At 42.8% G+C, this 14,825-nt stretch carries 8 protein-coding genes; all 8 read right to left on the reverse strand.

The features are described from left to right. Window positions 1-534: 534 nt before the first annotated feature. Complete coding sequence (locus HPS55_RS07110; RefSeq protein ID WP_172175613.1) at window positions 535-2,907, reverse strand: TonB-dependent receptor; 2,373 nt, start codon at window positions 2,905-2,907, stop codon at window positions 535-537. 93 nt (window positions 2,908-3,000) lie between these two features. Next, on the reverse strand, window positions 3,001-4,008 hold the full coding sequence (locus tag HPS55_RS07115) for a TFIIB-type zinc ribbon-containing protein (protein ID WP_172175611.1): 1,008 nt from the start codon (window positions 4,006-4,008) through the stop codon (window positions 3,001-3,003). Between the two features lie 128 nt (window positions 4,009-4,136). Next, window positions 4,137-5,960 carry a peptidase U32 family protein gene (locus HPS55_RS07120; protein ID WP_172175609.1) on the reverse strand — a complete coding sequence of 608 codons (1,824 nt, stop codon included), beginning with the start codon at window positions 5,958-5,960 and terminating at the stop codon, window positions 4,137-4,139. Then, the gene (gene metA, locus HPS55_RS07125; protein ID WP_172175607.1) at window positions 5,957-6,874 is read right to left on the reverse strand and encodes a homoserine O-acetyltransferase MetA; all 918 of its coding nucleotides are present in this window, start codon (window positions 6,872-6,874) and stop codon (window positions 5,957-5,959) included. Before metA ends, HPS55_RS07120 begins: the two co-directional genes overlap by 4 nt. 138 nt (window positions 6,875-7,012) lie before the next feature. After that, the gene (locus HPS55_RS07130) at window positions 7,013-7,486 is read right to left on the reverse strand and encodes an FHA domain-containing protein (RefSeq protein WP_172175605.1); all 474 of its coding nucleotides are present in this window, start codon (window positions 7,484-7,486) and stop codon (window positions 7,013-7,015) included. A 37-nt stretch (window positions 7,487-7,523) separates the two neighbouring features. Beyond that, window positions 7,524-10,835 (reverse strand): AAA family ATPase, encoded by a 3,312-nt coding sequence (locus HPS55_RS07135; protein WP_172175603.1) that lies wholly within the window; start codon window positions 10,833-10,835, stop codon window positions 7,524-7,526. Next, entirely contained in the window at window positions 10,832-13,726 is a 2,895-nt protein-coding gene (locus tag HPS55_RS07140) for a serine/threonine protein kinase (RefSeq protein ID WP_172324879.1), read from the reverse strand. Before HPS55_RS07140 ends, HPS55_RS07135 begins: the two co-directional genes overlap by 4 nt. Continuing rightward, window positions 13,726-14,595: a zinc ribbon domain-containing protein gene (locus tag HPS55_RS07145; protein ID WP_172175599.1), complete on the reverse strand. Its 870-nt coding sequence runs from the start codon at window positions 14,593-14,595 to the stop codon at window positions 13,726-13,728. The genes HPS55_RS07140 and HPS55_RS07145 overlap by 1 nt, the downstream gene beginning before the upstream one ends. Between the last annotated feature and the right edge of the window lie 230 nt (window positions 14,596-14,825).

The following is a 14,825-nucleotide window of genomic DNA, read 5'->3' on the forward strand; positions in this document are numbered from 1 at the left end:
ATATGCAATTGAATATGAATCCCGGGGTGCCGCTACGCTCTGCCCCGGGCTATGTGCTTGTTGCCCCTGCGGGGCGCGTTCTTCCAGGGCGCGTTCATCCAGAGTGAGTTCTTCCAATGTTCGGACGATTATGTAGTTTAATTCTGTTGACTAACTTATATTCCAATAACGGCTGTCTTGTATTGCAAAACAGCCGTTATTGCAAGCTGAAAGTGCCGTTATTGCAAGCCCGAACGGCCCTCTCTGCTTTTTTGACAAAGTGATATGTCCACAACATGCCGGCTGCCTGTATACACTATCCGAACTGAAAATCGCGATTGTCGGAGCCTTGTCCGAAAACCGCGATTCTGATGTATCTTAACTATATGTTGATGCAATGCTTTCCAATCCAATCAGGAAGACGGGCCTGTCAACACTATCTTCCAGCATACAATGAGCAATCAGAACAATCCATAGACACACAACGAAACCAGTATGAATTATCCATGGCAAGACGATGCCATCCATTCTCAAAAACAGTTTCTATAGCAAACACTAAATATGCAGGCTTACATCAACCCCAAAACGCAGCGGATTGCCCCGTTGTGCAAACGAGCGCGAAACTCCATCTATGGCACTGTTTACGAGAAATGTATTATACTTCGTATCCGTAAGGTTGCGCCCCCACAAATTCACGTTCACCGAACCGAAATCAAGCATGACGTGGGCACCGAGCGTAGCATACGCTTTTTGGCTGTATTGATTGTCAACATCCCAATATGTCTTTCCGTTTCCACACAAGTCTACCCCTAATACCATAGACCGAAGCAAACCATTCTGACTTATATCCATACGCCAGTCAGCCATGATGCTGAAATTATGCTGCGGCACAAACGGAACATGATTACCCCTATAGTCACGCTTCTCCGTGGCCAGACCTTTATCTGTCGCCACTGTAACGCTATCGGTATACCGACGGAATGTTGACTGAACCCAACTGTATGTGGCAGCCCACGTCATCCGTCCGCCGAAAGCATTGCCCCGAAATGCCACTTCAGCCCCCAGGCTGCGGCTCCGTCCTGCATTGACCATCATACGGCCATAACCGTATCTATCGGCCATCACCGACAACTGTTGATCGTTTATCCGCATGCAAAAAGCTGAAAAATCGGCATTGACCCGTCCACCGAACAGATTAAGATGCGCCCCCACCTCATAGTTGATACTGGTCTCAGGTTCATATGATATTGTATTGTCGATACGACTGTAATCTTCGGCATCATGCTCTACCGACATATCCCCATTCATCAGCACCATCATCTCTTTTCCTTTCGAACGCAGCTCGCTCTGAAATATATCCGAAAACATCTGCAAGTTATATCCTCCGGCACGAAATCCCTTGCTTACAGTGGCATAAACGTTGCTGCCGGCATCATTCATTCTATATGTAAGAGCGACCTTGGGCAAAAGCTGATTGTACGACTTTGTCGTCTTGTTCTGCATCAACGACGTATAGCTATGTGCCGAAGCTCCGATGTGCATCTGCGGCATACCTGCGTTTTCGAGGGTAAAATGTGAGTATGTGTCATAATCTATTCCAACACGCTGATAATCGTATCTCAGTCCCAATGTTGCCATAAGTCTGGGAGTGATATCAATGTTCGACTCGTGGAATATGCCGATGTTTGTTACCGGAGTTTCAAATTTACCTGGTACACGGTTGTCTGTTATAGTCAAGGCTGAGGACACAACTGGAGGAATTCCCATAGACCCGAGAATCTTCTTGTTCATCGCTTCACCGAAAAATACCGGTGCCTCCGTATGCAACCACTGATGGCTGAAAAACACCCCGGACACATGTCGCCATTTATTGCCGACATTTCCATCAAGCGTAAGCTCTTGGACAATGGCATTCATATGTTCACGCTGCTCCAGACGTAAATAATCCTCGGGGAGATAATCCTGATCCATCTGCATCAAGTCATGCAGATACTGCCAACTTGTGACTGACACAAGCCGCAATGTCCCCATATCATAGCTGACATTCAGTCCGGTGTTGAGCAGATTCCTTCGATATCCGTTCATTATATTGGTAGAAGGTTCATCAAATTTGCCCGTAGAAATATCGTATTGTCCGTAAGCAAAGCCATTTTGATTGACATATTGATAATCTGCCGTCAAATCTATTTTCAAACGTTGTGACGGCAGCCATATCAAACGAGCCTTACCGCCTGCCTCATTCGTCAAATCAGCCCGCCCGTCAAGCAAAGTGTTGCGGAAGAAACCACGCTGACCGCTATAGAAGACGGCCGTGGAAAATGCCAATCTGTCATTAGGACGATGATAGTGGGCAACCTCGGCATTGCTGTAAAGTCCGGTACCCAAGCCTGCCCGTATATCCGTGCCTTGATAGTTGAGAGGGTTCTTGGAATAAACACGTACCAACCCACCCTCGGCATTGATACCATATAATGTGCCCTGAGGTCCGCGAAGCACGTCAACACGGTCTGTCTGATAAAAATGACTGTTGACGGCACTTTTACTGATTAAAGGTATTCCATCGTAATATACTCCCACTGCCGGACTACCCGAACGCGACCCTATTCCTCTTATATACATAGAGGAGGTGAGACGTGAGCCATACGCCGGCATACTAAACGACGGGATATAGGCAGACAAACTGCTGAGATCGGATATGCCAAGTCCGGTCATTTCCTTTTCGGTAAACATACTGCCGGCCACAGGCTGGCAACGCAGACGTCTGTTCTCCTTCGGCTGTGACACAACGACCAATTCGTCAAGGTCTACCATACGCTTGACTATTGTGTCAGCCCCTGTAACCATGACATCATTTTCTATTGCTGCCGTCGCTTTTGCCGGCATACATACCAGCACCAACATATATGCTATAATGCTTCTATTCTTCATTCGAAAATCAATCTTGTTTTTACGAATGCAAAGTTAAGAAAAGTTCATAATACTGACAATCCCCATTTATATGGATTTTAACAATAAACAATTCTAAGTGTTTACTGTGCCACAGTACGGACACTCTCCCCGCTTGAGAAGTTCACGACCGCAACGACCACAAACATAACGGTTGCACGAATAGCGAAAATAGCGCCAAAGAGCAAAACAAACATATAAGACAAATAACGGATAGCCTATATAATATAAGGTAGAGATGCTGAAAACCACATAGTCTACAGCACATACGGTTGCCAATCCACACAGATATATCACACAATCTACAGGTTCCAAACGCCTCATAACATCGTCTACCGTTGCTATAGACATTATTATAATGCTCCATACTATGCTCACAAATATTCCCAAATGTGGCGGTAGAGCAAATGGATTGAGTGACGGATGATAATAAAAATGACGCCACGACTCTGCTCCGAAAAGCTGTATAGAGGCATAAAACACTGCTGCCATAGCTACGAATAATGCCAACATTGTAGGATAAAATGAGCCGATATCGTGGAAATGCACTATCGGGGCATTACGCCGGAACAGGCTACGCAACCCGTAAGTAGCAATTACAATTACGGCAAAAGCAAGAAAAATAAGTTTATGGACATCGGAAAACATGTCTATAAATTGCGATATAGGATCATCGGGCTTAACCGACGGCAGCATCCTGTTCTCACGTATCCATCCTTGTGTGACTTGGTCACGGGCTATCTTCACCCAAACGGAATCTATCGTATCGGAAGGCATAGTCATAATATCGGCCACCACCACCCTGTCACCACGTACTACCACGACCGTATCAAACGGCAATTCATCCGGAGCATGACAAGACAGACTCAACGTATCAGCCTTGACAATAAAATTATAATTCTGCGAATAATGGTGTGTAGTGGAAAACGATATAGAATCCATCTCCCTTTCTGTGAGGTTCCAAGCATCAGGAGTGCGATCATACGGATTGTAACACGATGACAGCAACATAACAAATATTACAGCGGTACTGAGCAATGCTACGCGCCATAAGTTCTTTCCATGACATGAAAAATTTTCCATATAGACAATGTTTGATGATGATATCATTATCTTTGGTACGATATGCTATTATTAATATATTGAAGTTCTGTATTACCTCTCTGTACTATACTGCATCAATATCACAAGAATAAATCGGTTTGGCCATGTCAGGATTCAGACATAACATTCATCTGACACCTATGGCAGTCGAACTCAAGACGGAAACGTCGGCCATCCGGCAACGACAACCACAGCGGTTCACGCCACGATGGCTTACGTCCACCATGCTTCATGCAATAACCCAATGTGTAGCGTAAACAATGGCGGCACTGCATTAGCGGCACACTGCCATCAGAATGTAACTCGAATGCCGGCACTGTTCCATTCATACCACAATCGGCATAGAACTGACGAGCCTCGGTATTGGCAATGTTATACATCACCGGATGAGAATATTCAGGGGGAATTACACCATGCCGGATACCGGCATTCGATACTCTGACAATATCTGATGTATATGCCTTTTCCAACATTTCAACGGTAATACGACGCAATTGGGCAAGTTTGCTTCCGGGAATGAAATATGAGAAACCTACCGGCAGTGTAACATCTGCGCATTCATATATGGTATTACCTAACTTCGTGAGCTGCCTCACTATATTGTCATGTTGCGGAGATGCAGCTTCTACATGTTCTGTCTCTATCTCTGTGGTTACAGAACGACCTCCATACACACCGGCACAGAGCGAGAAACCCAGTTCGGTTACATTCAAAGACAGTTCTATCGGAATCTTCCTCACCGCACTCGGACGACTAAGCAATTTCTCAAACTCACGATCATTATTGCGGTAAAGATGCAGGCCCGGCTTAAGACTAAGTGGCATCTTCAGCGGGAAAAGTCGATTGCCCTCCACCCTGTTCACCCTGAAACCTTCCAGTTCCCGGTTAGAATTGATAAAGCAGATACCGTCACCATTTGCAAAAGAAGCGACTCCGGCAACAGTGAACGAAATGCCACGCAACTCCTTCACCGTACCGACAAACTCTCCAATAGCTTTCGGTGTATCAGGAGAAGATATGTCCGGACACCGTCCATCAGCAAAATAGGTTGTAAAACCACGATTGAATGTCTTGTAAAGATTTGGTGTAAATGTATAACGGCAACGACCCAATGAAGTACGACAATATTTATCCGGATGCCTCCTGACAATATCATCAAGGATAAGGCTATAGGCAGCTGTCACGTTTTTCACATAAGTAATGTCTTTCAGCCGTCCCTCGATTTTGAAAGAAACGGCCCCCGCCTCAACCAAACGTTCTATATTGGCGCTTTGATTCATATCCTTAAGCGACAGCAAATGCTTTCCCCTCTCTACGACCCGGCCTTCACTATCGGTCAAGTCAAAACGCAAACGACAGAACTGTGCACACTCTCCCCTATTTGCAGAACGGCCAAAGCATTGTTGTGAAGCATAACACAAACCACTGTAAGACACGCAAAGAGCTCCGTGGACAAAGACTTCAAGCTCCATATCCGGCACAGCGTTATGTATTTCTGCAATTTCTCCAACCGACAGTTCGCGTGCAAGGACAACACGGTCAAAGCCTATGTTGCGCAGCCAACGTATCTTTTCTATAGTACGGTTATCCGTCTGTGTACTGGCATGAAGAGCCATCCGACCTGTACGGCCGACAAGGGCCATGTCTTGAACCAATACGGCATCTGCTCCGGCATGCTCAAGTTCACTTAACAAACGTTCGGTAACGTCCAATTCTTCATCATATATTATAGTATTGACAGTAACATACACCTTCGCACCAAAGCCATGAGCATAACGGCAGAGTTCAGCAATATCGTCAATGGAATTGCCTGCTGCCGCACGCGCTCCGAAGCGTTTGGCACCAATATATACGGCATCTGCTCCATGGTCAATGGCAGCCTTGCCACACTCAAGGTCACGGGCTGGAGCCAAAAGTTCCAAATGTCTCATTTTATCTGATTTATATCGTATGGTGTTTCCTGATATACATAGTAGTTTATCCAATTGCTATAGAATAAATTGGCATGGGCACGCCATGTCACAAGTGGTGGATTCAAAGGATTGTCGTCACGATAATAGTTGACAGGCATATCCACATCATCTCGCGTGTCTCTGTCACGTCTGTATTCGTTGTCGAGAGTATCGGGTGCATACTCAAGATGACCGGTAATGAAAAATTCACGTCCGCCACGCCCCATGACTATGCTCACGCCGCTCTCCGGTGACTCTGCAATAAGTGAAAGTCCCGGACTTCGTATTATATCCTCGCGTCTGATCTCAGTATGCCGACTGTGAGGCATGTAAAAAACATCATCGAAACCACGGAAAATCGGCAAATGAGAGCCGTCGGTATACTGACGGAATATGCCGAACATCTTTTTCTTCAGTGGATACTTGGGAATGCCATAATGAAAATAAAGACCTGCCTGCGCAGCCCAACATATATACAATGTAGAAGTGACATGACTACGTGCCCACGCAAATATGGCTTTCATCTCATTCCAATATGTAACATCTTCGTATTCGTATGTCTCAACCGGGGCACCGGTAACTATCATTCCATCAAATTTCTCGTCAATAATCTCCTCAAAATCGCGATAGAACATCATCATATGCTCTATAGGCGTGTTCTTGGGAGTATGGCTACGTAACTTCATAAAACTGATATCCAACTGCAATGGAGTATTGGAAAGCAGACGGACAAGATCTGTTTCTGTGGTTATTTTCAAAGGCATAAGATTGAGAATAACAATTTTTAGCGGACGGATATCTTGAGAAATGGCTCGAGAGTTATCCATAACAAAAATATTCTCACGCTTCAACAGCTCTATGGCCGGAAGTTTGTCGGGTAGTCTTAATGGCATAATTCAATATCTTTTTATACAATCTTTATTCTTGTCATATACAATATATATCATACATTACGTAAATTGTCTTACTCATCAGCACTCTGACGGTCTATATTCAACAAACCTATCAAGCTAATGACCGGAGATAAAACTTCATCGTATATCTGCTGTCAGATCAACATTTGCAATCGACAAAATGTCACCGGAATGCAAAGGAGAGAACGTTTCCGGCGATAACCGGACATTATTTATTTTAGTTCCATTGGACGAATGCTTGTCAATAACACACCAACCCATATCAGATTTGTAAACCAACTGGGCATGCACACCCGAAACATATCTATTCTGACAGAACAGATGACTGTAAGGACCTTGCTTTCGGCCTATCAAGGCACCACTGACTCCTGTAAAACGAATATCCTGATTGTTGCTTAATGTAAGTACGGGAATCATGGCAACCGCTTCCGTCTCTGCCGGAGCTTCTCCCATCCCCCCACCGCAACGAGTACAGCGCTTCCCCAGACCAACTTCGCCACAACTTACACAGAACTGCAATTTCTGCCCACATTGGTCACAGTAAAAGGAATCGGAATCTATCTCTTCATTGCAATTTGGACATTTTATCATAATTCTTCATATTTTATCCTACATGTTTCATTATAGCTTATATTGTAATGTCTTCCGGCATTATCAATCGGTAAGTATCGGCTGTAATCTGTGACGGCGGTATATGTGAAACCCTGACAGACAACTGCTGTATCGTGGTGTCGAGAAGTGTCCGCATTTCACGGGCATTGCCAAACATAGCAGTTTTATTGACCACTTTTCTGAATATAATATCCATCAGTTTGAACTCTGCTGCCGGAGACACAATATATTGTTCATCAGAAGCCATCTTCTTATATATGGCCAACAATTCATCCTCGTTGTAATCGTCAATATTCATACGATGAGTAAAACGACCTGCAAGTCCGGGATTCAAAGTAAGGAAAGAGTCCATCTGTTCCTTATAACCTGCAGCAACCACAACAAACTTGCCGCGATCGTCCTCCATACGTTTCATCAATGTCTCCACTGCCTCATTGCCGTATGTATCGTTCTCACCACCTAATGTATACGCCTCGTCTATGAAAAGAATCCCACCCATAGCCTTATCGCACATATTGTTCACTATCTTTGGGGTTTCTCCCATATATTTTCCTACCAATGTGGCACGACTAACCTCCACGACATTGCCCGTAGGCAATATTTCCATACTTTGCAATATTTCACCCATTTTGCGCGCAATCGTGGTCTTACCTGTTCCTGGATTGCCGGTAAGTATAAAATTGAGCGATATCTGCTGTATACGGCCAACCCCCTGTACAGATCGCTGCTTCATAAACATACTTTGCACAGCCAAACGACGCATCATATCTTTAACAGAACGCATACCTATAAACTCATCAAGTTCATTAAGCACTTCATCCAACGGGCGTATAGTATCTTCGGATTGTTGCGGAATATCAGCCATCTCAATAATGTACATATCGGACTCCTTAAAATACGGTTTACCCATTTCACCGACAAGACGACGACTTTGTCTTTCTATAGTCTCATCAAAAACACGGCGTACTTCCCGCGCATTGCCAAAATTTCTGTCACGTCGCAAGTATAATCTTTCAAACATACGCTTCACTGCAAGTGCAACATCAGAACCGACAATGAACTTTCCTGATTCCGCCATATTCATGAAAATATCTGTAAGTTCATCAGCCGTATAGTCATCGAAATGTATTGTCTGAGTGAAACGACTCTTCAAACCTGGATTGGATTCTATAAAGTCGTGCATACGGTCGGTGTATCCCGCCACAATACAAACAAATTTACCGCGATCGTCTTCCATACGTTTAAGCAAAGTATCTATCGCTTCATGACCAAACACGTCACTGCTATCCGACGATAAAGTATACGCTTCGTCTATAAACAAGACTCCCCCTATGGCTGAATCTATAAGTTGATTGGTTTTAATGGCTGTCTGACCGCTATATCCAGCCACAAGTTTACTACGGTCAGCCTCAACAAGTTGACCTCGACTAAGAACTCCAAGTTTACCAAAGACATCTGCCATAATGCGTGCCACGGTTGTCTTTCCTGTTCCCGGACTACCGGTAAAGACATAATGCTTACCCTGAAACATACTTGTCTCACCACGACGAACCTGCAAATTGAGGAACGCTGCCAATCCTTCTATTTCCTTCTTCACGCCATCCATTCCCACAAGACCATCAAAGGCCTTTAGACATTCTTTATAATCGACAGGTTTGGGTACTTCGTATGGAATATCAGATGGTTCTATCAACATAAACTCCTCATCAGTCAGTGTCTGCACTTCACGACATTCCAAACGACCGGCCTGCCTCTTGCAGATGTTATCGAAGAGTTGTCGCATTGTCCTGCCATTGGCAAAATCACGGTCACGACATTCGTATATATCTTCTATCATCTTACGTGCTATGGTTTCCGCATCGCTTGAGAATACGTATTTCTTTTCGTTGGCAAATGTAAGAAGTATTTGGTACAATTCATCTGGAGAATAGTCGTCTATGTTGAGGAAATAATTGAACCGACTGCGAAATCCGGGATTTATACGGAACAGATTGTCCATCTCGGTCCTATAGCCGGCCGAAATAACAACGAACCGGCCTCGGTCATCCTCCATACGTTTCATTAATTTCTCAAGCGCCTGCGTACCCTGAACATCACGCTCCCCCGACGGACTCAACGGAGCCAATGTATAAGCTTCATCTATAAAGAGTATCCCTCCCATGGCCCTGTCACAAAGACGATCTACAAGTTTAGGAGTTTCACCCTGATAAGGACTCACCATTCCTGCACGGTCAGTCTCAACCACATGCCCACTGTCAAGATAGCCAATGGCAGCCAGTATCTCACCAAGTTTACGTGCTATAGTAGTTTTACCGGTACCAGGGTTACCTGTAAGCACGATATGCATACCAGCCTTGGCAGTGTTACCCAATCCACGCTCTGCTCTCTCGGCTTCATTTTTCACAGTATAAGCAATTTCCGTGACAGCACGTTTCACATCCGACATGCCTATATAGCGATTCATGTCTGACAAAATATCTTCAAGTGTACGCTCCTCCGGCACATAACCACGTATATCACAGGCCTCTACAACACATACACCAACACCACGACTAATGAAAGAAGTGAAAATATCTTCGGCCACCATTGTTGCTAAATGGGCGTATCCGAATGTTTCATCCTTTGTCTTAACCTGATATTTGAAATAATTCTCCAACTTCTTTTCTGCCTCGTGCGTATAGCTCACTATACCATATTTGCTACTTAATATATTGAGGCATATATGGTATAAATCCTTGTATCCTGGCACTGGCAAGTCAAAACGATACTTAAAACGATGGGTTACGGACGGGTTATTTAAAAGGAATTCATCCAACCCTTTTGTCAGTCCTGATATTATCACAATAGGATCATCATCCCAATGATCCATTTCAACAAAGAGTTTGTCTAACGGATTAACATGATTGGAGTATCTGTCCGGAAGTAACTTTTGAACATTATCAAAGAATAATATCCCTCCACGGGCTTTCTTTATATTGTCATCCCAACGATCTACAAAACGTTGGTAGTCTACGGCATCAACAATTGTCAAACGTGGCTTGTCTATTATCTTATGCTGATGGAAGTAGTCACGTATAATTCCGGCAAGCATGGTCTTGCCTGTACCAGTCTCACCGATAATTATCGTATTCATACTGATACGCACTTTATTAATGTCCCCTCTCGACCGCAGATACGTGTAGGTATCTGTGATATTCTTGAGCTGGTACTTTACATTGTCAAGTCCGACAATCCCTTCTAACACATCATGTACCACAAACTGCTTTCCACACCATTTGCAGTATTTGGCTACAGCACGGTTTTCTTTATTGCAATGTAGGCATTTCATAATATAAGATTGGTATTTAATAATATCATCTCAATCAAAAGTGTTGCCACCATAGCTGTCCATAGCGCATAATGAAGAACCCTTTCACCTGTATAAGACAATATACGGTTGTATATATCATCAAGAATACCAAACTTTGACCCCTTGAAACGATATGCCTTTGTCTTGAACGTATAGTATAGAGGCTCTATCAATGTTGACTTTACATCACTTTCCAGCATATCACATATCAGTTTGTCATCTTCCTTTGAGTCATAGCTTAAACTCGTGTAATGGCATATTGCCATATAAACCAATGTCAAAAGGATTATAACAGGTATAAACATTACAGGCCAATGACTGTCTGTATATTTCAATACCCATGACGGTATCAACGAAGAGAAGAAACCGAGCATTCCCCAAAGACAAGACAAGATAAAACCATAACCTCGGAAAAATGCTTTAGTTCCTATAATAATTGCAGAAAAGCCACCCACAGGTAATCCTATAGTAAGAATGGTATTTTCAAACAAGTATTCCCGATTATCCACACCGAATATCATCAACATAAGTATCCATATAGCATTGAAGACATTGAATATCATGCGCAATAATTTTTCTTTATTCTTTATACGCATATATTCAATACGCACCTCTTTGTACTTACGGGCTGTCTCCTCCTTGGCTGTAGTAAATCTTTTATAATAAAGATTCTGTGCATCATACTCACCAAGTTTGTTTATCCACATCTCCAACATGCGTTCATAACAGTAAGGCTCACTGAAATCCTTATTAGGATTCTCATGATAAAATACGGAAAGCCACTGAACGAAACATCCGGAATGCATTTCGGTTCTTATCTTCGACCTGTATCTGTTGTCTATATCAAGTCCGTCTTTCAGTACCGTTCCGTCATCAAATTCATAAGCCGGAGTAACCCCAAGTATTCTGCAGAACCGATAAGCGGCAGTACGCAAATCATAAAAACCAAGACGTTCTTTATTTTCTTCACAATCAAGGTCAAAACATCTTTGTACTTCATCCAATAACTCCACCCATCCGTGCAACTTTGCATAATAACAAAAACGCCCATCAGGACTACAGAATTCAGATATGCTATCAGCAAATTCTTCATCGCTGAGATGTTGCCACCGACACAGATTGTCACACAATAACTCACCAACTTTGCTTGGTGTATCGGCCTGACGTATATCAAACGCTGTATTTCTGTCCAAGTTGTATAACACTTTATATGCCAAACGATGTGAATACGGCTGTCCATCAATCATTATACGGAGCGACTCACATGCTATCCCCCCCTCGTGTCTGTACATCCATGACAGCAATCTTCCATCCGTAACAGCTTCCCAGTCGTCCTCTGACACATCAGAGCCACCAAAAACTCTTACTATATCTTTTAACGTTGAAGAAGGACGCCCCTCAAACATTGGCATATCCACATCAATCTCATATACAGCACACATCAACGCCTTTTTGCCATTACGTATGTCTCCAGAAGAGAAATATCCTCTTATTCTATTAACATCACATACAGAATGTGTTTCAAGATAAACATATAAATTGTCGTTACGATTTGCCAATAACGCTATATATTCATCCGCATGACTCAACATCGAAATTGCAATCTCATGGACATTCCTACATTCATTGCCACTAATATCTATGTAAGGATACGCCGGGTCCATTGTATATACGGCTGCCATAAGACCGGCTTTTTGATCTGCCGGATAAAGGTTTTTCACTATGTCATCAAGAGCTATACTGAGTTTTGTGTTGCCACACTGTGCCATCCACTCTGATATCTTACCACTATACAAGTACCCGCATGCCGTACGTTCATTATCAAGCAATAATGGTATGAGTTCGTTTATATTATCTGCCACGAGATTACGCTCTGGATCAACAACAAAACTACAGTATTTCAGATGAGGTGAAGTAATGTCAACCTTTGGAGACTCCCCCATGAACCATCTCTCAATTTGTTCATATGTCCATCTCGTTTCCGGATTTACCGAAGTAAGCCCCTGGACAATAAGTCTGACTCTGTCGGGTAACTCACAGACACCAGGCAAACGGCCTTCACTTTTCCGCTTAATGATCATACGCTCATTAGTATCCAACGGATTTCTGCCAAGCCACAGAATCATAAGCATAATGCCAAGAGAATAATAGTCGACTGCCGGAGATATCTCCACTTTTCCGTCTATAACATCATCATACATCTCTGGGGCTGCATATACAGGAGTTCTCGACTGAGTAGTACAATGCATATAGCTGCCGTCAGTAATTATGGATGATATGCCGAAATCTCCAAGAACTACCTCTGTTTGGGCTTCATCCCTGAAAAAGAAATTGCTTGGTTTTATATCCTTGTGTATCACATTATTCTTATGGCAACATTCAAGAGCTGCAGCAGCCTGTAAAGCTATTCGTCTGAACTTATTTATATCAGCCTTTATCTCATAAGAATTCAATGTACCTCCACGCAGATATTCCATGAGTTCACAATAGCGTTTCTTACCATCCAAATATATCTTGCCAAAATCAAACAACTTGACAACCATGTCAAAATTGAGATTGACCAAGAATTTCAATGTATCTTTATTTATGTCAATATCAGGATAATACACCTTCAACACATACTCCTTATCTTCATTCGTCACAAGAAACACTTCTGCCTCACCAGAACCTTCACTCAGACTTCTCAAATAAACATACGTCCGGCCATGCAACATGAATACATCGGTATGGTTTGTTTTGGATTTATATACGGGAAGGCTACCACCATCTGCACGCAATGTTGTATCATTATCATCCATGCTCACGGCTTTATTAACCATCGGAGAATATATGGTATTATCTGTTCTCAATGTGATATCATCTGTAATCATTACCTATCGTCCTTTATCTGATCAACATTAACATTATCCAATATAACCCACTTTCCACCCAAATGCGGCTTGGCACATCCGCATGGACTACTATGCATTGCATGTTTGTAATTGCATACCCACGCCAATTTAACACCGGCCGGCTTGCTCGCCATGATATAATTTCGGGCTTTTACCGGCGACACGGTTGGTTTAGTTTCCAATCGTTCCAACATCGTTGTCAGTCTGCCTACCACATCCGCCCTACGTTTTTCCAGTTCATCGACGGTCATGCGTTTTGACTCAATCTTCTCTACCTTCGGTTCACTTCCTTGGTCATGTGCCAGAATCGTAAGTACTCTTATACGCAAATCCTCTATTTGTTGTTCTTTCTCCTTATCACTTCCTAATATATAAGGAAGAATATTGTCAACTTCTGCAAATTCATGAACCACGTTCTGTATATGCATATAATCTTTATTATTCCGAAATTCTGTCACCAATACCTTTGCTTCATCCGTCAAGGCGGTCCCACACTGTTTACAAAAAGAAAATTCATTAACCGTATGACAAACCGGACAGGCTATCCCCATACGCGGATTTCCACACTCCGGACAATAGACAGCATCAGAACTTGTATGTGAACCGCAAAACGGACATATATCATTTTTAATATAACTATTACACGACTCACAATAATCCATGTCTACATCAATTTCTGCCCCACAATTAGGACAAATACCTTTGGGGATATTCTCAGATTGAGAATACCCGACTGTATGTTGCACAAGATTTTGTTCTGTAATGACACTATCCTCTGCCTTTTCCGGATATAAAGTCCTGTCTATATGATTTATTTTATCTTGGCTCGTAGTTTTATTTTCTGTCATATTATATCAACTTGGAGAAATAGACTTCCATTTACAATAATGCCATGCTACCATAAAGCGCTATCACATTAAGACATTCTGATATTTTGCTTATTGCAGTATATTTTTTGCAAAGATAATGAAAATAAGAGACAATGGAGTATGTATTGGAGCTTTTTTTAAAACTTAATGTAAGTAAAACAAAATTTGAAACATACAATCTGATAAATAAAATAAGACATGTATTCTGA

The organism is Xylanibacter rodentium (genome assembly GCF_013166575.1).
Taxonomy (GTDB): Bacteria; Bacteroidota; Bacteroidia; order Bacteroidales; family Bacteroidaceae; genus Prevotella; species Prevotella rodentium.